Source organism: Streptomyces krungchingensis, from assembly GCF_054729265.1.
On record NZ_JBPUKY010000001.1, the window covers coordinates 8,738,441 to 8,759,871 of the forward strand.

At 71.5% G+C, this 21,431-nt stretch carries 21 protein-coding genes; 14 read left to right on the plus strand and 7 right to left on the minus strand.

From position 1 onward, the window contains the following. Window positions 1–165: 165 nt before the first annotated feature. Both ACSYGO_RS37885 and ACSYGO_RS37890 read right to left on the minus strand, forming a co-directional pair. On the minus strand, window positions 166–2,541 hold the full coding sequence (locus ACSYGO_RS37885; protein WP_460389424.1) for a Tex family protein: 2,376 nt from the start codon (window positions 2,539–2,541) through the stop codon (window positions 166–168). 167 nt (window positions 2,542–2,708) lie between these two features. Then, on the minus strand, window positions 2,709–3,575 hold the full coding sequence (locus ACSYGO_RS37890; RefSeq protein WP_460389426.1) for an SCO6745 family protein: 867 nt from the start codon (window positions 3,573–3,575) through the stop codon (window positions 2,709–2,711). 112 nt (window positions 3,576–3,687) lie between these two features. Here ACSYGO_RS37890 and ACSYGO_RS37895 point away from each other — a divergent pair, with 112 nt between their 5' ends. Both ACSYGO_RS37895 and ACSYGO_RS37900 read left to right on the plus strand, forming a co-directional pair. Then, the gene (locus ACSYGO_RS37895; RefSeq protein ID WP_426676884.1) at window positions 3,688–4,641 is read left to right on the plus strand and encodes a GlxA family transcriptional regulator; all 954 of its coding nucleotides are present in this window, start codon (window positions 3,688–3,690) and stop codon (window positions 4,639–4,641) included. Window positions 4,642–4,691: 50 nt separating this feature from the next. Next, a complete protein-coding gene (locus tag ACSYGO_RS37900) occupies window positions 4,692–5,327 on the plus strand; it encodes a DJ-1/PfpI family protein (protein WP_345655794.1) in 636 nt (211 codons plus the stop codon). Window positions 5,328–5,359: 32 nt separating this feature from the next. Here ACSYGO_RS37900 and ACSYGO_RS37905 read toward each other — a convergent pair whose 3' ends face one another. Then, window positions 5,360–6,109: an enoyl-CoA hydratase/isomerase family protein gene (locus ACSYGO_RS37905; protein WP_426676883.1), complete on the minus strand. Its 750-nt coding sequence runs from the start codon at window positions 6,107–6,109 to the stop codon at window positions 5,360–5,362. 305 nt (window positions 6,110–6,414) lie between these two features. Here ACSYGO_RS37905 and ACSYGO_RS37910 point away from each other — a divergent pair, with 305 nt between their 5' ends. Beyond that, window positions 6,415–6,921, plus strand: coding sequence for an ATP-binding protein (locus tag ACSYGO_RS37910; protein ID WP_095937941.1), 507 nt, complete (start codon window positions 6,415–6,417; stop codon window positions 6,919–6,921). Between the two features lie 54 nt (window positions 6,922–6,975). On the opposite strand, the gene idi is transcribed toward ACSYGO_RS37910, so the two are convergent. The 4 genes from idi to galE all read right to left on the minus strand — a co-directional run bounded on the left by idi (window position 6,976) and on the right by galE (window position 10,269). Continuing rightward, window positions 6,976–7,569 (minus strand): isopentenyl-diphosphate Delta-isomerase, encoded by a 594-nt coding sequence (idi, locus tag ACSYGO_RS37915; RefSeq protein WP_028798902.1) that lies wholly within the window; start codon window positions 7,567–7,569, stop codon window positions 6,976–6,978. Window positions 7,570–7,692: 123 nt separating this feature from the next. Continuing rightward, window positions 7,693–8,220 (minus strand): GNAT family N-acetyltransferase, encoded by a 528-nt coding sequence (locus ACSYGO_RS37920; RefSeq protein WP_426676882.1) that lies wholly within the window; start codon window positions 8,218–8,220, stop codon window positions 7,693–7,695. Further along, the gene (locus tag ACSYGO_RS37925; RefSeq protein WP_426676881.1) at window positions 8,217–9,155 is read right to left on the minus strand and encodes a cation diffusion facilitator family transporter; all 939 of its coding nucleotides are present in this window, start codon (window positions 9,153–9,155) and stop codon (window positions 8,217–8,219) included. The genes ACSYGO_RS37920 and ACSYGO_RS37925 overlap by 4 nt, the downstream gene beginning before the upstream one ends. A gap of 133 nt (window positions 9,156–9,288) precedes the next feature. Further along, complete coding sequence (gene galE, locus ACSYGO_RS37930; RefSeq protein WP_460389430.1) at window positions 9,289–10,269, minus strand: UDP-glucose 4-epimerase GalE; 981 nt, start codon at window positions 10,267–10,269, stop codon at window positions 9,289–9,291. Window positions 10,270–10,610: 341 nt separating this feature from the next. Here galE and ACSYGO_RS37935 point away from each other — a divergent pair, with 341 nt between their 5' ends. The 11 genes from ACSYGO_RS37935 (at window position 10,611) to hpnE (ending at window position 21,399) form a co-directional block, all read left to right on the plus strand. Beyond that, the gene (locus tag ACSYGO_RS37935) at window positions 10,611–12,407 is read left to right on the plus strand and encodes a DUF5941 domain-containing protein (RefSeq protein ID WP_426676930.1); all 1,797 of its coding nucleotides are present in this window, start codon (window positions 10,611–10,613) and stop codon (window positions 12,405–12,407) included. After that, window positions 12,404–13,156, plus strand: a complete 753-nt coding sequence (locus ACSYGO_RS37940; protein ID WP_426676879.1) for a phosphocholine cytidylyltransferase family protein — start codon at window positions 12,404–12,406, stop codon at window positions 13,154–13,156. The genes ACSYGO_RS37935 and ACSYGO_RS37940 overlap by 4 nt, the downstream gene beginning before the upstream one ends. Beyond that, window positions 13,144–14,205, plus strand: coding sequence for an iron-containing alcohol dehydrogenase family protein (locus ACSYGO_RS37945; RefSeq protein WP_095937873.1), 1,062 nt, complete (start codon window positions 13,144–13,146; stop codon window positions 14,203–14,205). Before ACSYGO_RS37940 ends, ACSYGO_RS37945 begins: the two co-directional genes overlap by 13 nt. After that, window positions 14,183–14,962 (plus strand): CDP-alcohol phosphatidyltransferase family protein, encoded by a 780-nt coding sequence (locus ACSYGO_RS37950; protein WP_432188573.1) that lies wholly within the window; start codon window positions 14,183–14,185, stop codon window positions 14,960–14,962. The genes ACSYGO_RS37945 and ACSYGO_RS37950 overlap by 23 nt, the downstream gene beginning before the upstream one ends. Beyond that, window positions 14,959–15,843, plus strand: a complete 885-nt coding sequence (locus ACSYGO_RS37955) for a glycosyltransferase family 2 protein (RefSeq protein ID WP_426676876.1) — start codon at window positions 14,959–14,961, stop codon at window positions 15,841–15,843. Before ACSYGO_RS37950 ends, ACSYGO_RS37955 begins: the two co-directional genes overlap by 4 nt. 97 nt (window positions 15,844–15,940) lie before the next feature. Further along, window positions 15,941–16,870: an ABC transporter permease gene (locus ACSYGO_RS37960; protein WP_426676875.1), complete on the plus strand. Its 930-nt coding sequence runs from the start codon at window positions 15,941–15,943 to the stop codon at window positions 16,868–16,870. Further along, window positions 16,863–17,636, plus strand: a complete 774-nt coding sequence (locus ACSYGO_RS37965; protein WP_095937877.1) for an ABC transporter ATP-binding protein — start codon at window positions 16,863–16,865, stop codon at window positions 17,634–17,636. Before ACSYGO_RS37960 ends, ACSYGO_RS37965 begins: the two co-directional genes overlap by 8 nt. Before the next feature lie 358 nt (window positions 17,637–17,994). Beyond that, window positions 17,995–18,897: a squalene synthase HpnC gene (gene hpnC / locus ACSYGO_RS37970; RefSeq protein WP_426676874.1), complete on the plus strand. Its 903-nt coding sequence runs from the start codon at window positions 17,995–17,997 to the stop codon at window positions 18,895–18,897. Next, window positions 18,894–19,844 carry a presqualene diphosphate synthase HpnD gene (gene hpnD, locus ACSYGO_RS37975; RefSeq protein WP_095937879.1) on the plus strand — a complete coding sequence of 317 codons (951 nt, stop codon included), beginning with the start codon at window positions 18,894–18,896 and terminating at the stop codon, window positions 19,842–19,844. Before hpnC ends, hpnD begins: the two co-directional genes overlap by 4 nt. Next, the gene (locus ACSYGO_RS37980; protein ID WP_432175122.1) at window positions 19,844–19,984 is read left to right on the plus strand and encodes a DUF6380 family protein; all 141 of its coding nucleotides are present in this window, start codon (window positions 19,844–19,846) and stop codon (window positions 19,982–19,984) included. Before hpnD ends, ACSYGO_RS37980 begins: the two co-directional genes overlap by 1 nt. After that, window positions 19,981–21,399, plus strand: coding sequence for a hydroxysqualene dehydroxylase HpnE (hpnE, locus tag ACSYGO_RS37985; protein ID WP_460389435.1), 1,419 nt, complete (start codon window positions 19,981–19,983; stop codon window positions 21,397–21,399). The genes ACSYGO_RS37980 and hpnE overlap by 4 nt, the downstream gene beginning before the upstream one ends. The last annotated feature ends 32 nt before the right edge of the window (window positions 21,400–21,431 follow it).

The following is a 21,431-nucleotide window of genomic DNA, read 5'->3' on the forward strand; positions in this document are numbered from 1 at the left end:
CGCCCCGCACGACCGCCGGGCCCCGCCTCGGACACCTCCGGTACCGGCACCCGTCAGCTGGCCCCTGGGTACCGGCAACCGTCAGCGTGGCCCCCGGTACCGGCAACCGTCAGCTGGCCCCTGGGTACCGGCAACCGTCAGCGCGGCCCCCGGTACCGGCAACCCTCAGCCCCGCCCCCGCTTGGGGTCCACGAGCCCGGCGCGGCGCAGCGCGTCCGCCATCGCGCTGTTGGCCGGTGCCGGCGCCTGGCGGGAGGCGCCGCCACCGCCGCCGCGGCCCTGACGCTGCTGTCCCCGCTGCTGCGGCGGCCGCCCGCCCCGCTGGGGCCGGCCACCGGCCTGCTGGTCGCCCTGAGGCGCGGCCTCGTCGTCGAGCCGCAGGGTCAGCGAGATCCGCTTGCGCGGGATGTCGACGTCCAGCACCTTGACCTTGACGATGTCGCCGGGCTTCACGACGTCCCGCGGGTCCTTGACGAAGGTCTTGGACATGGCGGACACATGCACGAGCCCGTCCTGGTGGACACCGACGTCCACGAACGCACCGAACGCGGCCACGTTCGTCACGACGCCCTCCAGGACCATCCCCGACGCCAGGTCGGAGATCTTCTCGACGCCCTCCTTGAAGGTGGCCGTCTTGAAGGCGGGCCGCGGGTCGCGCCCGGGCTTCTCCAGCTCCTTCAGGATGTCCGTGACGGTCGGCAGACCGAACGTCTCGTCCACGAAGTCCCCGGGCTTCAGCGACCGCAGCGCTCCGGTGTTGCCGATCAGCGCAGCGACCTCGCTGCCCGCCGTCTTCACCATGCGCCGCACCACCGGATAGGCCTCGGGGTGCACGCTGGACGCGTCGAGCGGGTCGTCCCCGCCGCGGATCCGCAGGAAGCCCGCGCACTGCTCGTACGCCTTGGGGCCGAGCCGCGCCACGTCCTTGAGCGCCGTGCGCGCGCGGAAGGGGCCGTGGGCGTCGCGGTGCGCCACGATGTTCTCCGCGAGCCCGGAGGTGATGCCGGAGACCCGGGCGAGCAGCGGCGCGGAGGCGGTGTTCACGTCCACTCCGACGCCGTTCACACAGTCCTCGACCACCGCGTCCAGCGAACGGGAGAGCTTCACCTCGGACAGGTCGTGCTGGTACTGCCCGACGCCGATGGACTTCGGGTCGATCTTCACCAGTTCGGCGAGCGGGTCCTGGAGGCGGCGGGCGATCGAGACCGCGCCGCGCAGGGAGACGTCCATGTCGGGAAGTTCCTGCGAGGCGAACGCGGAGGCCGAGTACACGGACGCGCCCGCCTCGGACACCATCACCTTGGTGAGCTTCAGCTCCGGGTGCCTGGTGATGAGGTCGCCGGCGAGCTTGTCGGTCTCGCGGGACGCCGTGCCGTTGCCGATGGCGATGAGTTCGACCGAGTGCTCCGCGGCGAGCCGCGCGAGCTTGGCGATGGCCTCGTCCCAGCGGTTCGCCGGGACGTGCGGGTGGATCACGTCGGTCGCCACGACCTTGCCGGTGGCGTCGACGACGGCCACCTTGACGCCCGTACGGAATCCGGGGTCGAGGCCGAGCGTCGCGCGGGTGCCGGCAGGGGCGGCGAGCAGCAGGTCGCGCAGGTTCGCCGCGAAGACGTTCACCGCCTCGTCCTCGGCGGCCGTGCGCAGCCGCAGCCGCAGGTCGATGCCGAGGTGGACGAGGACGCGGGTGCGCCAGGCCCAGCGGACGGTGTCCGTGAGCCACTTGTCGGCGGGACGGCCCCGGTCGGCGATGCCGAACCGCCCGGCGACGATCCCCTCGTACGACGACGGTCCGTCGGTGGGCTCCTCCGGCTCCAGGACGAGGTCGAGGACCTCTTCCTTCTCGCCGCGCAGCATGGCCAGGATGCGGTGCGAGGGGAGCTCCTTGAACGGTTCGGCGAAGTCGAAGTAGTCGGCGAACTTGGCGCCGGTCTCCTCCTTGCCGTCGCGCACCTTCGCGGCGAGCCGTCCCCGCACCCACATGCGCTCGCGGAGCTCGCCGATGAGGTCGGCGTCCTCCGAGAACCGCTCGGTGAGGATGGCCCGCGCGCCGTCCAGGGCGGCCTGCGGGTCGGCGACGCCCTTGTCGGCGTCGACGAAGGCCGCGGCGGCGGCGACCGGCTGGACCGTCGGGTCGCCGAGCAGGCCCTCGGCCAGCGGCTCCAGGCCGGCCTCGCGCGCGATCTGCGCCTTCGTGCGCCGCTTCGGCTTGAACGGCAGGTAGATGTCCTCCAGGCGCGCCTTCGTCTCGGCGCCCCTGATCTGCGCCTCGACCTCGGCGGTGAGCTTGCCCTGCTCGCGCACCGAGTCGAGGATGGCGGCGCGCCGCTCCTCCAGCTCCCGCAGATAGCGCAGCCGCTCCTCGAGGGTGCGCAGCTGCGCATCGTCGAGCATCTCGGTCGCTTCCTTGCGGTAGCGGGCGATGAAGGGCACCGTCGATCCGCCGTCGAGCAAGTCGACGGCGGCCTTGACCTGCCGCTCCCGTACGCCGAGTTCCTCGGCGATCCTGCCTTCGATGGACCCTACGAGGGGTGTCGTCACGATCCCGTACCGCCTTCTCCACTGAGGTTGCGCGGCAATTGTGGCAGGTGGCGCCGACAACGGGGGATCAGGGCAGGGTCGTGCCGCGTACCGCGTCGCGAAAGGGAGTGTTCGCACGCGATGCGTCCGGGCGGCGGGCGCCGTGCGGGGCCGACGGCGACCGGCGCTCAGGCCTTCCCGATCATGTCCCCCGGGAAGGCGCCGGCGGCCAGGGCCGTCATGAGGATCCCCTTGGCCAGCTCGGTGAGCCGCTCCACGCCCGCGGCGCCCAGGTGCTCGTACGGTGCCCGGTCGAGCCGGTCGGTCCGTGCCTCGATGTCCTGGCGCAGTGCCACGCCGGATTCCGTCAACTCGCCCTCCGTGTCGAGGAGTCCCCGGTCGCGCAGGCGCGCGGAGGCGGCCTCCCAGTCGCCGCGGGACCAGCCGCGCGTGGACAGGGCCCACTTCGGGGCCATGCCCTTGCCGGTGGCGGTGTGGCTCACCAGGGCTTCGACAGGATCGAGTTCCGCGTCGAGGAGGATCGCGAGATGGCCGTCGCCGCGGTGCTCGCGCAGCAGTGTGGCCGCGTGCCAGAGCGCGAGGTGCGGGGCGTCGGGCACGGGGAGATCGGCGTGGCCGGCGTACAGCGGGCGGGCGGTCCTGACGCAGGCCTCGGTGGCGCGCAGGGCGAGCTCGGCGGCCTCGGCCATCTCCTTGGAGGCGACGAGCTCCTCGCCGAGCAGCCGCCGCAGCGTGGCGTCGACGGCACGCGCGCGTGCCGCGAGCACGGTCTCGGGGGAGACGGTGCGCCACACCTGCGGCAGATGCCGTGCGACCAGTTCGTGGCTGAAGTTGTAGAACGTCGCCGTCACCGTCCCCGGACCGACCGCTCCCATCGCGGCGGCGCGCACCGCGAAGTACGCGGCCCTGCCGTCCTCGACGCCGACGGCGGACATCTCCCGGCCCAGGTCGGGCGAGAAGTAGTGGGTCGAGTGCAGAGGGTTGAGGACGTTGTGGCAGCGCCGCCCGGCGCGCTCCGGCAGTGGAGTGGTCATGCCCGCAGGTTACCGACTGGTCGGTACGTAGGGAACCGCTGAGGGCGCGATGGCAGGAATGGTGGGGTGCCCGTCATTGCGGCCATGTCCCGGCGGGCCAAGAATCGAAGACATGCGAACCGTTCTGATCGTCCTCTTCGACGACGTGCAGAGCCTCGACGTCACGGGCCCCCTGGAGGTCTTCGCGGGCGCCGAGGCCTGGCACGGCGGCTCGTACCGTGTCCTCACCGCGTCCCCGGACGGCGCGCCGGTCCGCACCTCCAGCGGACTCACCCTCGTACCGGACCACGCGCTCGACGACGCGCCCGCCCCGCACACGCTCCTCGTGCCCGGCGGCCGGGGCACCCGGCACCCGGACCGCCGGCTGACCGACTGGCTGCGCGGCCACGGCCCGCGGGCCGAGCGCCTCGTCTCCGTCTGCACCGGTGCCATCCTGCTCGCCGGGGCGGGCCTCCTGGACGGGCACCGGGCCACGACCCACTGGGCCTACTGCGACAAGCTCGCCCGCGACCATCCCGCCGTGGAGGTCGACCCGGATCCCATCTTCGTGCGCGACGGCCGGGTCTCCACCTCGGCGGGCGTCACCTCCGGCATCGACCTGGCCCTCGCCCTGGTGGAGGAGGACCTGGGCCGCGAGACCGCTCTCGCGATCGCCCGGCATCTGGTCGTCTTCCTGCGGCGGCCGGGCAACCAGGCCCAGTTCAGCGCACAGCTCGCCGCCCAGACCGCACGCCGCGAACCCCTGCGCGAGGTCCAGCAGTGGATCACCGAGCATCCCGACGACGACCTGAGCGTCGAGTCGCTCGCCGCCCGCGCCCGGCTCTCGCCCCGGCACTTCGCCCGCGCCTTCCAGTCCGAGACCGGCACGACACCCGGCCGGTACGTCGAGCGCGTACGCCTGGAACAGGCCCGGCGCCTCCTGGAGGACACCGGCGACGGTGTCGAGGAGATCTCGCGCGCCTGTGGCTACGGCACGCCGGAGGCGATGCGCCGCGCCTTCGTGAAGGCGCTCGGCTCGGCACCCGCGGAGTACCGGCGCCGCTTCCGCCCGGCCTCCGCACCCTGATCCGGCCGGCCCATCGACCTGATCCGGCCGGCCCATCGAAAGGAATCCCGATGCAGATCGCCATCGTCCTCTACGACCGTTTCACGGCCCTCGACGCCGTGGGCCCCTACGAGACCCTCGGCCGGCTGCCCGACGCCGAGGTCGTGTTCGTCGCCGAGCGCACCGGACCCGTGCGCAGCGACACCGGTGCGCTGGCGCTGACCGCGGACCGGACCCTGGCCGAGGTGCCGGGACCGGACATCGTCGTGGTGCCGGGCGGCCCGGGCCAGTTCTCGCAGATGGAGAACGAGGTCCTGCTGGACTGGCTGCGCGCGGCCGACGCCACCAGCACCTGGACGACCTCGGTGTGCACCGGCTCCCTGCTGCTCGCCGCGGCCGGCCTCCTCGACGGCCGCCGGGCCACCTCCCACTGGCTGGCCCTGGACTTCCTCAAGGAGTACGGCGCCGAGCCCACCGGGGAGCGGGTCGTGTTCGACGGCAAGTACGTGACCGCGGCCGGCGTCTCGTCCGGCATCGACATGGGGCTCACCCTGCTCGGCCGGATCGCGGGCGACGAACACGCCCAGGCCGTGCAGCTGCTGACCGAGTACGACCCGCAGCCGCCCTACGACGCCGGCGCCCCGCACAAGGCGCCCGCGCATCTGGTCGAGGAGTTCCGTACGAACAGCCGTTTCAGCCTGATGTAGTCAAAGACCGACCCGATGCGTGCAGAACCGCGTCATCCCGGCGTGGTCCAGGTGAAGTGCGGCTGCCGGCGCTCCAGGAAGGCGGCGACCCCCTCCGCGGTGTCGCCGCCGCGGCGCGCCTGCTCCGTCCAGTGGGAGTCCCGGTCCGTGCGTCCGTTCACGAACTCCTTGGCCGCCGCCTGGGTCAGCAGCGAGCGCCCGGCCAGGACGCGGGTGAACTCGCCGACCCGCTTGTCGAGTTCCCCCTCGGGCAGCACCTCGTCCACCAGACCGGTGCGCAGTGCCCGCTCCGTGTCGATCAACTCGCCCGAGAACAGGAGGTACTTGGCGGCCGCCGGGCCGACCAGCGAGGCCAGCCGACGGGTCGAGGAGGCGGGGTAGACGATCCCCAGCTTCGCCGGGGTCACTCCGAAGAGCGCGCCCTCCTCCGCGAACCGCAGATCACAGGCCGCCGCGAGCTGGGACCCGCCGCCCACGCAGTAGCCGCGGATCGCGGCCAGCGTCGGCTTCGGGAAGGCGGCGAGCGCCTCCTCGGCGCGCACGGCCAGCCCCTGCGCCTCGTCCGGGGAGCCGCGCAGCGTCGAGATGTCGGCCCCGGCGCAGAACGTCCCGCCTTCACCGGTGAGTACGAGGACGCGTACGCCGTCGTCGGCGCTCAGGGCGTCGAGCAGGGGCGGCAGCGCCCGCCACATGCCGGTCGTCATGGCGTTCCGCTTCGCCGGATGGTGGACGACGACGGTGGCGACGCCGTCGCCGACGTGGTGCAACAGCTGCGGCTCCATACGCCGCATGCTAACCGCACTCCCCGGGCGCGCGATCAAGAAGGGGGGGGCGGCTCCGGGGCGCCCGCGAAACGGTGCGATCACCCGGAACGGGCCCCGCGAGCGGTGCCAAACCCGTACAACCCGAATAGTTCGCGAAGTCGGCACAACGGGGACAGGAGCAGTCTCACAACTGACCGTGTCATACGCCGACGGTCAGAAACCGTCGATACTTGCTGACTTCTGTTCAGTCATCAGGTATGGACTGGTGCGCTCTCAACACTCGATGCGTGGTGACAATCGAGCGCAAGGGTGGCGACCGGACGATGGACAACCTCGGGCGGGGGTCCGACCCGAGCCCCGAAGCCGGCGGAAACGTGTCTCCGGACCGGAGAGCGACCGTCCCGCTGCCGTACGAGGGCGTGTGGCGGTTCACCGCTCCCGCCGTCGACGCCTCGGTGCCGCAGGCACGGCACGCCGTCCGTGATCTGCTGTTCCGTCAGGGAGTACCCGTCTCGGACGACCTCGTCCAGGGACTCCTGCTGATCGTCTCCGAGCTGGTCACCAACGCGGTCCGGCACGCGGCCCTGCTGTCGCCGATGCTGGCCGTGGAGGTCGCCGTCGGTGCCGAGTGGGTGCGCGTCTCCGTCGAGGACAACCACCCGTACCGCCCGACCGCCCTGGAGGCCGACCACGGGCAGACCGGTGGCCGCGGTCTCCTGCTGGTGCGGGAGGTGACCCGGGAATCGGGTGGGGTGTGCGACGTCGAGCACACGGCGAGCGGCGGCAAGGTGATCTGGGCCGCCCTGCCGCTCACTCCCAGCGTCGTCTAGGGATGTCGTCCGGATCAGGGCGGACCCGGTCCGATCCGAACGGCGCCCTCCTGGTCACCAGCCCGCGGACGGGCCCGTCAGCTCCCTGATCGCGGGACGGGCGGCGTCCAGCACGGTCATGAACCAGGCGGAGAACGTGTCCTTCGCGTGCCGCTCCGCCAGCTCGGCCGCCGTCACGAAGGCCGTCGAGCCGACCTCCTCCGGGTCGGGCCGCAGTGCCGACTGCACCATGCCGACGAAGAGGTGGTTGTACTCCTGCTCCACCAGCCCCGACGCCGGGTCCGGGTGGTTGTAACGGACCGTGCCCGCCTCGGCGAGCAGCGACGGGGACACCCCGAGCTCCTCGAACGTCCGCCGGGCCGCCGCCGCGAACGGCGCCTCCCCGGGATAGGGGTGGCCGCAGCAGGTGTTCGACCAGACACCGGGGGAGTGGTACTTGCCGAGGGCGCGCTGCTGGAGCAGCAGCCGGCCCCGCTCGTCGAAGAGGAACACCGAGAACGCCCTGTGCAGCTGTCCGGGCGCCTGGTGGGCGGCGAGCTTCTCCGCCGTACCGATCGTGTTGCCGTCCTCGTCGACCAGCTCCAGCAAGATCGCTTCAACGGTGCCGTTCGACGAACTGTGCGTCGCGGTGGCAGGTGTGATCGGCATACCCATCCTTCGCATCGGTCTTCGAGCCCCAAGTCTGCCGTACGAAACCGGCACTCCCGGCACTTCGCGCCTCCCGCATGTCCCGCTCCGCGGCGGCGGAGCCGGACCCGCGGCCGACACGCGTCAGACGCCGAAAGCGGCCGGATACCTGATCGTGCCCGGTGCCACCGCCGAGGAACCGTCCAGGACGAGGGCCATCAGATGTTCGGACGGCACGTCGAAACCGGGCCGGATGCCGTACTCCGAAGCGGGCACGAAACCGAACCTCGGGTAGTACCCGGGATGCCCCAGTACGAGGACCAGCCGCTCTCCCCGCGCGCGTGCCGCCTCCAGCACCGCGCGTACGACGGCCGATCCGGCGCCGCCGCGCTGGTGCTCCGGCCGTACGGCCACCGGTGCCAGCGCCGCCGCCTCACCGGCGTCGACATGACAGCGGGTGATCAGGGCGTACGCCGCGATCGTGCCGTCCGGTGCCTCGGCCACGTACGACAGGTCCGGCAGCCACGCCTGCGGGTCGGCGCGCAGGGCGTCCACCAGGTCGGCCTCGTCCGCCCGCTCGAACGCCGTCGCGTTCACGGCGTGCACTTCGGCGCGGTCGGCGGCGGTCTCCCGGCGCGTGCGCCAGACGGAGGCGGGTCCAGTGCTGGTCAATGACAGAGCCTCGCCTCGTGCTCAGCGTGTCCGCTGGGCTCCAGTTGGAAGGTGCAGTGCTCGACGTCGAAGTGGTCACCCAGGCAGACCTGGAGCTCGTGGAGCATCTTCTCGTGGCCGATCGCGTTCAGGACGTCGGAGCTGACGACCACGTGGACGGACAGGACCGGCATGCCGGAGGTGATGGTCCAGGCGTGCAGGTCGTGGATGCCCTCGACGCCGGGCAGCGCCAGGATATGGGCACGCACCTGCGCCATGTCGACATTTTTCGGGGCCGCCTCCAGCAGCACGTCGAGCGTCTCGTGGAGCAGCTTCCAGGTGCGCGGGACGATCATCAGGCCGATGAGGATCGAGGCGATCGGGTCGGCGGCCTGCCAGCCCGTGGTCATGATCACCACGGCGGAGAGGATGACGGCCAGCGAGCCCAGCGCGTCCGCGGCCACCTCCAGGAAGGCCCCGCGCACGTTCAGGCTCTCCTTCTGGCCGCGTACCAGGAGCGTCAGCGAGATCATGTTCGCGACCAGGCCGATCGTGCCGAACACGATGGTCAGGCCGCCCGCGGTGTCGGCGGGCGTCAGGAACCGCTGGATCGCCTCGTACAGCACGTATCCGCCGACGCACAGGAGCAGCAGACAGTTGGCGAGCGCGGCGAGGATCTCGGCGCGCGCGTAGCCGAAGGTGCGGGTCTCGCTCGGCGGCCGGGCGGCGAAGTGGATCGCCAGCAGCGCCATGCCGAGGCCCAGTGCGTCCGTCGCCATGTGCGCGGCGTCCGCGATCAGTGCGAGCGAGTCGGCGACGACGCCGCCGACGATCTCGACCACCATGACGGTGAGCGTGATCGACAGCGCGACGCGCAGTCGCCCGCGGTACGCCGCTGCCGCGGTCCCCGTCGGGGGAGCGCCGTGCGTGTGCCCGTGATCGTGTCCGGCCCCCATGGGTCTGCCTCCTGTGCTCTGCCCGGGATCACAGTGAACTACGGGCGAGGAGCATCGGGCAACGCGGCACTGAACACCGTTGTCATGTGCTCTGACCTGCGTAAACGATACGCAGGTCAGAGCACTGACGTGATCATTCGGACGGCGTCCGCGGGTGGTGGAGCACCCAGCCCTGCCACGCCGACTCGACCATCTCGCGCACCCCGCGGCGGGCGGTCCAGCCGAGCTCCCGCGCGGCCAGCCCGGCCGAGGCGACCGCGCGCGGGGCGTCACCGGGGCGGCGCGGTTCGACGACCGGCGCCCGGTCGTCCCCGCTGATCTCGCCGATGAGGGTGACCAGCTCGCGGACCGAGACGCCCTCACCGCGCCCGATGTTCACGGTCAGGTCGCCGGACACGTCGCCCGTCAGCCGCCGGGCCGCCGCCAGGTGCGCCTCGGCGAGATCGGCGACGTGAATGTAGTCACGGACGCAGGTGCCGTCCGGGGTCGGGTAGTCGTCGCCGAAGATCCGCGGGGCCTCGTCGCGGGTGAGACGGTCGAAGACCATCGGGATCACGTTGAAGACGCCGGTGTCGGCCAGCTCCGGTGCGGCGGCGCCCGCCACATTGAAATAACGCAGGCACACCGTGGCGATCCCGTGCGCCTGCCCCGCGGCCCGGACCAGCCACTCCCCGGCGAGCTTCGTCTCGCCGTACGGGCTCATCGGGGCGCAGGGCGTGTCCTCCGTGATGAGGTCCACATCGGGGTTGCCGTAGACGGCCGCCGACGAGGAGAACAGGAACCTCTTCACGCCCGCCCCGGCGACCGCGTCGAGCAGCGTGGCGAGACCGCCCACGTTCTCCTGGTAGTAACGCGTCGGCTGGGCCACGGACTCGCCGACCTGCTTGCGCGCCGCGAGGTGCACCACACCCGTCACCGCGTACTCCGCGAGCACCCGCTTCAGCAGATCCCCGTCCAGCGACGAGCCCTGCACCAGCGGTATGCCTTCCGGAAGCCGGCTCGGCACTCCGGCCGAGAGGTCGTCGAGGGCGACGACGCGCTCCCCGGCCTCCGCCATCGCCCGCGCAACGTGGGCCCCGATGTATCCGGCTCCGCCTGTGATCAGCCATGTCATGGACGCCCACCCTATGCGGACCCCTCCGGCGCCGGTCCTGCCCCGTCCCCCCGCGGCGCCCGGCTCGTCCCGCTCCGGGGCGGTGCGCCGCATGCCGCACGCACTACCCGGAATGCGCCGGTCCGCCGGCACGGTTTGTGGCACGACCCCCGCATCACCCATGATGATCGCGGCGGAGGCGGCCAGGCAGAACCGGTTGATCGGGCCGTGAACGGGCGATGAACGCCTGCTTCCATTCATCCGATAGCCTCTGCCGACATGCCGCCCGGCCGCCGCAGGCAGGGCCATCCCATCACGCACTTGCCCGGCGCCCCCGCGCCGGCACCCAGGGAGTGAGTTCGCTGTCGACCGCCATCCTCACCGGCCAGCCGGTCCCCGGATCGTCGCTCGAGAGCGATCTGCGGTCGCTCGGCTTCGACGTGCGGCTCGCCTCCGACGCGGGCGAAGCCGAGACGCTGCTCGCCGCCGTGCCGGCTGACCAACGGGTGGCCGTCGTCGACGCCCGCTTCGTCGGGCACCTGCACGCCCTGCGGCTCGGCCTCACGGACCCGCGCTTCGCGGCCGCCGCGCTGCCCGGGGCCATATCCGTGCAGCCCGAGGCCCGCCGCGCGCTGACCCGGGCCGTGGCCCGCGAGAGCTCCGCCAGCGGCGGCCTCGCCGTCGCCACCGACGACCTCGCCGAACGCCTCACCGCCGCGCTGGACGCCGACGGCGTCGCCTTGCACCGCCCGGAACTGGGCACGCTCGTCGCCGCCGTCCCCGCGGACCCGCAGGAGCGCAACGAAGCCCGCCAGGCCGTCTCCGCGGTGGACGACGAGGCCGTACGGCTGCGCAGCGCCGTGAAGGCCCGCGACGGCTTCTTCACCACCTACTGCATCAGCCCGTACTCGCGTTACATCGCACGCTGGTGCGCCCGCCGCGGCCTCACCCCGAACCAGGTGACGACCGCCTCACTGATCACCGCCCTGATCGCCGCGGGCTGCGCGGCCACCGGCACCCGAGCCGGCTTCGTGGCCGCAGGTCTGCTGCTGCTGTTCTCCTTCGTCCTCGACTGCACGGACGGACAGCTCGCCCGCTACTCCCTGCAGTACTCGACCCTCGGCGCCTGGCTCGACGCGACCTTCGACCGCGCCAAGGAGTACGCGTACTACGCGGGCCTCGCCCTCGGAGCGGCCCGCGGCGGCGACGACGTCTGGGCGCTCGCCCTCGGCGCGATGATCCTGCAGACCTGCCGCCACGTCGTCGACTTCTCCTTCAACGAGGCGAACCACGACGCCACCGCCAACACCAGCCCCACCGCGGCCCTGTCGGACCGCCTAGACAGCGTCGGCTGGACGGTCTGGGTGCGCCGGATGATAGTGCTGCCCATCGGCGAGCGCTGGGCGATGATCGCCGTCCTCACCGCCCTGACCACCCCGCGGATCACCTTCTACGCCCTGCTCGTCGGCTGCGCCTTCGCCGCCAGCTACACCACGGCGGGCCGCGTGCTGCGCTCGCTCACCCGCAAGGCGCGGCGCACGGACCGCGCGGCCCGGGCGCTCGCCGACCTCACCGACTCCGGCCCGCTCGCCGAGGTGCTGAACCGCCTCTCCCGCGGGGCGGTGCGCCGCGGCCCCGCCGCCGTCGCCTTCGCCGCCGGCGCCCTCGTCGTCCTCGGCGCCGCACTCGCGCCGTACGGCAGCTGGTGGCCGGTCCTGGGCGCCGTGATCTACGTGCTCCTGTCGCCCGTGGCGCTCGCCCGTCCCCTCAAGGGCGCCCTCGACTGGCTGGTCCCGCCCTTCTACCGCGCCGCCGAATACCTCACCGTTCTGGTACTGGCCGCCAAAGCCGACGTGAACGGAGCACTTCCGGCGGCTTTCGGCCTGGTGGCCGCCGTCGCCTACCATCACTACGACACGGTGTACCGCATTCGCGGAAACGCCGGCGCGCCCCCGCACTGGCTGGTCCGGGCGATCGGCGGGCACGAAGGCAGGACGCTGCTGGTCACCGTACTGGCCGCGCTCCTCGCCGCCACACAGTTCAAGATCGCGCTCACGGCGCTCGCCGTGGCCGTCGCCCTGCTTGTGCTCGTCGAGAGCATCCGCTTCTGGGTGTCCTCCGGGGCCCCCGCCGTACACGATGAAGGAGAACCCGCATGATCGGCCTCGTGCTGGCCGCCGGCGCCGGACGGCGTCTGCGCCCCTACACCGACAGCCTCCCGAAGGCTCTCGTGCCGGTTGGCCCTGCGGGCACGGAGGACAGCATCACCGTCCTCGACCTGACCCTCGGCAACTTCGCCGAGATCGGTCTGACCGAGGTCGGCATCATCGTCGGCTACCGCAAGGAAGCGGTGTACGACCGCAAGGCGGCCCTGGAGGAGAAGTACGGCCTCCGGATCACGCTGATCGACAACGACAAGGCCGAGGAGTGGAACAACGCCTACTCCCTGTGGTGCGGCCGTGACGCCCTCAAGGACGGTGTGATCCTCGCCAACGGCGACACCGTGCACCCGGTCTCGGTCGAGAAGACTCTGCTCGCCGCCCGCGGCGACGGCAAGAAGATCATCCTCGCCCTCGACACGGTGAAGAAGCTCGCCGACGAGGAGATGAAGGTCGTCGTGCACCCCGACAAGGGCGTGCAGAAGATCACCAAGCTCATGGAGCCGTCCGAGGCCACCGGTGAGTACATCGGCGTCACCCTCATCGAGGGCGAGGCCGCCGCCGAGCTGGCCGACGCGCTGAAGACGGTGTGGGAGACCGACCCGCAGCAGTTCTACGAGCACGGCTACCAGGAGCTCGTGAACCGCGGTTTCAAGATCGACGTGGCACCGATCGGTGAGGTCCGGTGGGTCGAGATCGACAACCACGACGACCTCGCCAAGGGGCGTGAGATCGCGTGCCAGTACTGACGAGGCTCATCCCCTCTCCCGTCGTCGTGGACATCCGCCCGGGTGCCCTGGACGACCTCGCCGGTGTGCTCAGCGACGAGCGCATCTCACACTCCGGCAAGCTGGCCGTAGCGGTCAGCAACGGCTCCGGGGCGCGCCTGCGCGAGCGGATCGCCCCGGCACTGCCGGGAGCCACCTGGTACGAGGTCGGCGGCGGCACCCTGGACGACGCGGTCCGGCTGGCCGGTGACATGCGGGCCGGGCACTACGACGCGGTCGTGGGACTGGGCGGCGGCAAGATCATCGACTGCGCCAAGTTCGCCGCGGCGCGCGTCGGCCTGCCGCTGGTCGCCGTGCCGACGAACCTCGCGCACGACGGTCTGTGCTCGCCCGTCGCCACCCTCGACAACGACGCGGGCCGCGGCTCGTACGGCGTGCCGAACCCGATCGCCGTCGTCATCGACCTGGACGTGATCCGCGAGGCCCCGGTCCGGTTCGTCCGGGCCGGCATCGGTGACGCCGTCTCCAACATCAACGCGATCGCCGACTGGGAGCTGTCCAACCGGGTCACCGGCGAGAAGATCGACGGTCTGGCCGCGGCCATGGCACGCCAGGCGGGCGAGGCCGTGCTGCGGCACCCCGGCGGCATCGGGGAGAACGGCTTCCTCCAGGTCCTCTCGGAGGCGCTGGTCCTCACCGGCATCGCGATGTCGATCTCCGGTGACTCCCGGCCCGCCTCGGGCTCCTGCCACGAGATCAACCACGCCTTCGACCTCCTCTTCCCCAAGCGCGCGGCGAGCCACGGCGAGCAGTGCGGGTTGGGTGCGGCCTTCGCGATGCACCTGCGGGGGGCGACCGAGGAAGCCGTGTACATGGCCGAGGTGCTGCGCCGCCACGGGCTGCCGGTGCTGCCCGAGGAGATCGGCTTCACCGTGGACGAGTTCGTCCAGGTCGTGGAGTTCGCTCCCCGGACCAGGCCCGGCCGCTACACGATCCTCGAACACCTCGACCTGAAGACCGACCAGATCAAGGACATCTACTCCGACTATGCCAAGGCCATCGGTAGCTGAACTCCGCCCCGTCGTCCACCCCCCAGGGGTGAAGGACCGGCGCAGCGGTGAGCACTGGATGGGACGCCTCTACATGCGTGAGGTGTCCCTGCGGGTCGACCGCTACCTGGTGAACACCAGGATCACGCCCAACCAGCTCACGTACCTGATGACCGTATGCGGCGTGCTCGCGGCCCCGGCCCTGCTGGTGCCGGGGATCGCCGGCGCGGTGCTCGGCGTGGTGATGGTCCAGCTGTACCTGCTGCTGGACTGCGTCGACGGCGAGATCGCCCGCTGGAAGAAGCAGTACTCGCTCGGCGGGGTCTACCTGGACCGGGTCGGCGCCTATCTGACGGACGCGGCGGTCCTGGTCGGCCTCGGCCTGCGCGCCGCCGACCTGTGGGGCGACGGACGGATCGACTGGCTGTGGGCCTTCCTCGGCACCCTGGCCGCCCTCGGCGCGATCCTGGTCAAGGCGGAGACCGACCTCGTCGGGGTCGCCCGTCACCAGGGCGGGCTGCCGCCGGTCAAGGAGGCCGCCTCCGAGCCCCGGTCCTCCGGCATGGCACTGGCCCGCAGGGCCGCCGGCGCGCTCAAGTTCCACCGGCTGATCCTCGGCATCGAGGCGTCCCTGCTGATCCTGGTCCTCGCGATCGCGGACCAGGTCAGGGGCGACCTCTTCTTCACCCGCCTCGGCACCGCCGTGCTCGCCGGGATCGCGCTCCTGCAGACCGTGCTGCACCTCGTGTCCATCCTCGCCTCCAGCAGGCTGAAGTGAGTACGGCGATGAAGGTCGGCGCGGTGATCATCACCATGGGCAACCGCCCCGACGAGCTCCGGGCCCTGCTGGACTCCGTCGCCAAGCAGGACGGCGACCGGGTCGAGGTCGTCGTCGTCGGCAACGGCTCGCCCGTCCCCGACGTCCCCGCGGGCGTACGGACGGTCGAGCTGCCCGAGAACCTCGGCATACCCGGCGGCCGCAACGTCGGCATCGAGGCCTTCGGTCCCGGCGGCACCGACGTGGACGTCCTCCTCTTCCTGGACGACGACGGCCTGCTGGCGCGCCACGACACGGCCGAGCTGTGCCGGCAGGCCTTCGCGGCCGACCCCGAGCTCGGCATCATCAGCTTCCGCATCGCCGACCCGGAGACCGGGGAGACGCAGCGCCGCCACGTGCCGCGGCTGCGCGCCTCCGACCCGATGCGCTCCTCGCGCGTCACCACCTTCCTGGGCGGCGCCAACGCGGTGCGCACGAAGGTCGTCGCCGAGGTCGGCGGGCTGCCGGACGAGTTCTTCTACGCCCACGAGGAGACCGACCTGGCCTGGCGGGCGCTCGACGCGGGCTGGATGATCGACTACCGGTCGGACATGGTGCTGTACCACCCGACGACCGCGCCCTCGCGGCACGCGGTCTACCACCGCATGGTGGCCCGCAACCGTGTCTGGCTCGCACGCCGAAACCTTCCCGCGCCCCTGGTCCCGGTCTATCTCGGCGTCTGGATGCTGCTGACGCTGGCCCGCCGCCCCTCGGGGCCGGCGCTCAAGGCCTGGTTCGGCGGATTCAGGGAAGGCTGGACCAGTCCGTGCGGGTCCCGGCGGCCCATGAAGTGGCGTACGGTGTGGCGGCTGACTCGACTGGGCCGACCTCCTGTCATCTGACAAGCTCGTTCCTGAGAGCATTCGGGCCGTACTCCGGTCCCTGGCTCATGCCTACGCCCGACCAGCGTGCGCATCTTGAAGACGAAAGTTTCCACTTGTGAGTGAGACAACGCATGACGGCGGAGTCGCGGTGAGCGACCGACCGTCGCCCGATGACGGGCTCTCCGCGGCCGAGCTGGCCGCCCGGTACGGGCTCGCGGTCAGCGGTGCCCGGCCCGGGCTCGTCGAGTACGTCCGCCAGCTCTGGGGACGGCGTCACTTCATCCTCGCCTTCTCGCAGGCGAAGCTCACCGCGCAGTACAGCCAGGCCAAGCTCGGCCAGCTGTGGCAGGTGGCGACCCCGCTGCTCAACGCGGCCGTCTACTACCTGATCTTCGGTCTGATCCTGAAGGCCAACCGCGGACTGTCGCACGACGTGTACATCCCGTTCCTGGTGACGGGTGTGTTCGTCTTCACCTTCACGCAGAGCTCGATCATGGCCGGCGTCCGCGCGATCTCCGGCAATCTCGGGCTGGTGCGCGCACTGCACTTCCCGCGGGCCTCGCTGCCCATCTCGTTCGCGCTGCAGCAGCTCCAGCAACTGCTCTTCTCGATGATCGTGCTGTTCGTCGTGGCGATCGGCTTCGGCAGCTACCCCGGCCTGTCCTGGCTGCTGATCGTCCCGGTGCTGTGCCTCCAGTTCCTCTTCAACACCGGGCTCGCCCTGATCGTCGCGCGGATGGGCGCGAAGACCCCGGACCTCGCCCAGCTGATGCCGTTCATCCTGCGCACGTGGATGTACGCGTCCGGTGTCATGTTCTCGATCAGCACGATGCTGGAGGGGCGTCCGGAGTGGATCGCCCGGGCCCTCCAGGCCAACCCGGCCGCGGTCTACATGGACCTGATGCGCTTCGCGCTGATCGACGGGTACGGCTCCTCGAACCTGCCCCCGCACGTGTGGGCCATCGCCGTCTTCTGGGCCGTCATCGTCGCCGTCGGCGGATTCGTGTACTTCTGGAAGGCTGAAGAGAGGTACGGCCGTGGCTGAGCAGACCTCCCACATCCCGACCGTCATCGCGGACGAGCTGCACATCGTCTACCGGGTCAACGGCGCCAAGACCGGCAAGGGCAGCGCCACCGCCGCCCTCAGCCGCATCCTCAAGCGGGGCGAGGAGCGCGGCGTCCGCAAGGTGCACGCCGTCCGCGGCGTCTCCTTCGTCGCCTACCGCGGCGAGGCCATCGGTCTGATCGGTTCGAACGGCTCCGGCAAGTCCACCCTGCTGCGTGCCATCGCCGGCCTGCTGCCCGCCGAGAAGGGCAAGGTCTACACCGACGGCCAGCCCTCGCTGCTCGGTGTGAACGCGGCCCTGATGAACGACCTCACGGGCGAGCGCAACGTCATATTGGGCGGGCTCGCGATGGGCATGTCGCGTGAGCAGATCAGGTCGCGCTACGAGGACATCGTCGACTTCTCGGGCATCAACGAGAAGGGTGACTTCATCACCCTGCCGATGCGCACCTACTCGTCCGGCATGGCGGCCCGCCTGCGCTTCTCCATCGCGGCGGCCAAGGACCACGACGTCCTCATGATCGACGAGGCCCTCGCCACCGGTGACCGCAAGTTCCAGAAGCGCTCCGAGGCCCGCATCCGCGAGCTGCGCAAGGAGGCCGGCACGGTCTTCCTGGTCAGTCACAACAACAAGTCGATCCGTGACACGTGCGACCGTGTGCTGTGGCTGGAGCGCGGTGAGCTGCGCATGGACGGCCCGACCGAAGAGGTCCTCAAGGAGTACGAGAAGTTCACGGGCAAGTAGCCCATTTCGCCCAGGGCCCCGCCGGAACTCTTCGGCGGGGTCCTGCGTCTGCAAAGGAAACGTCAACTCCGCCTGGGCTTAGGAATCTTGACACCAATCGGTGTGTTGTTGTGATGTGCAGGACACCCCGACGGACGATGCAGCGTTGTACAACGTAAGCTGTACGGGTGCTGATTCGCGGCAAGTGGGGCGATAATGCGCGACACCCGGCACCGGCGCGCCGAGCGGACCCCCGGGCGGCGTGTCCGAAATGGGCAGTGTTGGGTCGGCAGTGTAGAACGGGAGATGTGACGGCAATGGCTACGGGAACTCTCCAGCTCCGTGACGCGTGTGCCGTCTCCGCGCCGGGTGGCGAGCGGTGACCGAAGCCGGGACGGCGCGTACCGGAGACCCGGAGCGCGGCACCCTCGACAAGGCCGCGGACGAGAACTTCCCCGTGGCGCCCTTCTTCCTGCCCAAGGCCTGGCGTGTCGACCTGATGGCCGTGTACGGCTTCGCCCGGCTCGTCGACGACATCGGTGACGGCGACCTCGCCCCGGGCGGCGCGGACGCCCGCCTGCTCGGCGTGTCGCCCGAGGACGCCGGGGACCGGCTCCGCATGCTGGACGCCTTCGAGGACGATCTTCACCGTGTGTTCGACTCGACCCCGCGCCATCCCCTGCTGCGCCGGCTCCAGCCGACCGTCCGCCGCGCGGCCCTCACCCCCGAGCCCTTCCTCGGCCTGATCGCGGCCAACCGCCAGGACCAGCTCGTCGCGCGGTACGAGACCTACGACGACCTCGTCGCCTACTGCGAACTGTCCGCCAACCCCGTCGGCCGCCTGGTCCTCTCCGTCACCGGCACGTCGACGCCGGAGCGGGTGCGCCGCTCCGACGCGGTGTGCACCGCGCTGCAGATCGTCGAGCACCTCCAGGACGTCGCCGAGGACCTCGGCCGCGACCGTGTCTACCTGCCCGCCGAGGACATGAAGCGGTTCCACGTGCGGGAGGCGGACCTCGCCGCACCCACAGCAGGCGCATCGGTGCGCGCACTGGTTGCATACGAAGCAGAACGCGCCATGAACCTCCTGAATGAAGGCACCCCCCTCGTGGGTAGCGTCCACGGCAGGCTGAAGCTGCTGCTCGCGGGGTTCGTTGCGGGGGGAAGGGCGGCGATCCGTGCGATCGCCGCCGCCGAATACGACGTACTTCCCGGCCCGCCCAAGCCCGGCAAGCTCCAGCTGCTGCGCGAGGTGGGAGTGACTCTGCGAGGAGAGGGGTGATCCGGACCGTGGAGTCGGAACAACACGTGTCCGCACCGGTACTCGCCGCGTACAGCTACTGCGAGGCAGTGACCGGTCAGCAGGCCCGTAATTTCGCGTACGGCATCAGGCTTCTGCCGACGCCCAAGCGCCGCGCGATGTCGGCGCTCTACGCGTTCTCGCGGCGCGTCGACGACATCGGCGACGGCGCGCTCGCGCCCGACGTGAAGAGCGCGCGCCTGGAGGAGACCCGGGCGCTGCTCGCGCGGGTCCGCGCGGGGTCCGTGGACGAGGACGACACCGACCCGGTCGCGGTGGCGCTCGCCCACACCGCCGAGGCCTTCCCGGTGCCGCTCGGCGGCCTCGACGAACTCATCGACGGCGTGCTGATGGACGTGCGCGGCGAGACGTACGAGACCTGGGACGACCTCAAGGTCTACTGCCGGTGCGTGGCCGGGGCGATCGGGCGGCTCTCGCTCGGCGTGTTCGGTACGGAACCGGGGGCGCGCGGAGCGGAGCGCGCGCCGGAGTATGCCGACACGCTCGGGCTCGCGCTCCAGCTCACCAACATCCTGCGGGACGTCCGGGAGGACGCCGCGGGAGGACGCACCTATCTGCCCGCCGACGACCTCGCCAAGTTCGGCTGCTCGGCCGGGTTCGACGGACCGAACCCACCGGAGGGTTCCGACTTCGCGGGCCTCGTGCACTTCGAAGTGCGTCGGGCCCGCACCCTTTTCGCTGAGGGATACCGGCTGCTGCCCATGCTGGACCGGCGCAGCGGCGCGTGTGTCGCCGCCATGGCCGGCATCTACCGCCGGCTCCTCGACCGGATCGAGCGCGAGCCCGAGGCGGTGCTGCGCGGCCGGGTCTCGCTCCCCGGGCGCGAGAAGGCGTACGTCGCCGTACGCGGTCTGTCCGGCCTCGACGCCCGCCATGTGTCCCGGCGCGCCGTCAGGAGGCGTGCCTGATGGACAAACTGGGCCAAGGTGACGCCGGCGGCGAAAAGCGGCGCGCAACCCTCCGGAGCCGGGTGGCGTCCCTGACTGAGACGGCCGACCGTGCACCGCTCAACCATCGCGGCGCGGCCGCAGGGGAGGGGGCACGATGAGCGACGTCACGCAGTCCGCGGACATTCCAGGCCGCCCCGAGGGGGCGGCCGCCGTAGTGGTCGGCGGTGGGCTCGCCGGGATCACCGCCGCGCTCGCGCTCGCCGACGCGGGGGTCCGGGTGACCCTGCTCGAAGGGCGCCCGCGCCTCGGCGGGCTCGCCTTCTCCTTCCAGCGCGGCGATCTGACCGTGGACAACGGACAGCATGTGTACCTGCGCTGCTGCACCGCCTACCGCTGGTTCCTCGACCGCGTCGACGCCGCCTCGCTCGCACCCCTGCAGGATCGTCTCGACGTGCCCGTTCTCGATGCCGAGGGCAAGCCGGGACGACGGCTCGGCAGACTCGGCCGCACCGCGCTGCCCGTGCCCCTGCATCTCGCGCGCAGCCTCGCGACCTACCCGCATCTGTCACTCGCCGAGCGCGCCAAGGTCGGGCGTGCCGCGCTGGCGCTGAAGGGCCTGGACCTCGCCGATCCGGCGCTCGACGCGCAGAACTTCGGCGGCTGGCTCGCCGAGCACGGTCAGTCGCGGCGTGCCGTCGAGGCACTGTGGGACCTCGTGGGGGTCGCCACCCTCAACGCGGTGGCCCAGGACGCTTCGCTCGGGCTCGCCGCGATGGTGTTCAAGACGGGTCTGCTGTCCGACCCGGGCGCGGCCGACATCGGCTGGGCCCGCGTCCCGCTGGGCGAACTGCACGACACCCTGGCCCGCAAGGCGCTCGACTCCGCGGGCGTGCGTACCGAAGTCCGTACACGCGTCACCTCCATCTCCCCTAACGAAAACGGGCGTTGGGACGTTCAGGTTCCCGGCGAGCGGATCGAGGCCGACGCGGTCGTCCTCGCCGTGCCGCAGCGCGAGACCCACGATCTGCTGCCCGAGGGAGCGCTCGACGCCCCCGAGCGGCTCCTGGAGATCGGCACCGCCCCGATCCTCAACGTCCATGTCGTCTACGACCGGAAGGTGCTCGGCAAGCCGTTCTTCGCCGCGCTCGGCTCCCCGGTGCAGTGGGTCTTCGACCGGACCGAGGCGTCGGGACTGCGTGAGGGCCAGTACCTCGCGCTGTCGCAGTCGGCCGCCCAGGAGGAGATCGACACGCCCGTCGCCGACCTGCGCGAGCGCTACCTGCCCGAGCTGGAGCGGCTGCTCCCCGCCACACGCGGCGCCGGCGTCAAGGACTTCTTCGTGACCCGGGAGCGGACCGCGACGTTCGCCCCCACCCCGGGAGTCGGCCGCCTGCGGCCCGGCGCCCGCACCAAGGCACCCGGCCTGTACCTGGCCGGAGCGTGGACCGCCACCGGGTGGCCCGCGACCATGGAGGGTGCGGTCCGCAGCGGTGCCACTGCGGCCGGCGCCGCGCTCGGCGCCCTGGGCCGGCCCCGCGATCACCTCCTCGGAGTCTTCGAGGAGGCGGCATGAAGCTCGACCAGAGCACGGCAGGTCCCCGCACC

Coding starts and splice junctions, on each gene's coding strand:
- ACSYGO_RS37950 (WP_432188573.1), top strand. CDS start 14,183: ATGCCAAGGCCATCGGTAGCTGAACTCCGCCCCGTCGTCCACCCCCCA.
- ACSYGO_RS37925 (WP_426676881.1), bottom strand. CDS start 9,155: ATGGGGGCCGGACACGATCACGGGCACACGCACGGCGCTCCCCCGACG.
- ACSYGO_RS37910 (WP_095937941.1), top strand. CDS start 6,415: ATGGACAACCTCGGGCGGGGGTCCGACCCGAGCCCCGAAGCCGGCGGA.
- ACSYGO_RS37980 (WP_432175122.1), top strand. CDS start 19,844: ATGGACAAACTGGGCCAAGGTGACGCCGGCGGCGAAAAGCGGCGCGCA.
- ACSYGO_RS37905 (WP_426676883.1), bottom strand. CDS start 6,109: ATGGAGCCGCAGCTGTTGCACCACGTCGGCGACGGCGTCGCCACCGTC.
- ACSYGO_RS37895 (WP_426676884.1), top strand. CDS start 3,688: ATGCGAACCGTTCTGATCGTCCTCTTCGACGACGTGCAGAGCCTCGAC.
- ACSYGO_RS37890 (WP_460389426.1), bottom strand. CDS start 3,575: ATGACCACTCCACTGCCGGAGCGCGCCGGGCGGCGCTGCCACAACGTC.
- ACSYGO_RS37900 (WP_345655794.1), top strand. CDS start 4,692: ATGCAGATCGCCATCGTCCTCTACGACCGTTTCACGGCCCTCGACGCC.
- galE (WP_460389430.1), bottom strand. CDS start 10,269: ATGACATGGCTGATCACAGGCGGAGCCGGATACATCGGGGCCCACGTT.
- ACSYGO_RS37940 (WP_426676879.1), top strand. CDS start 12,404: ATGATCGGCCTCGTGCTGGCCGCCGGCGCCGGACGGCGTCTGCGCCCC.
- idi (WP_028798902.1), bottom strand. CDS start 7,569: ATGCCGATCACACCTGCCACCGCGACGCACAGTTCGTCGAACGGCACC.
- hpnE (WP_460389435.1), top strand. CDS start 19,981: ATGAGCGACGTCACGCAGTCCGCGGACATTCCAGGCCGCCCCGAGGGG.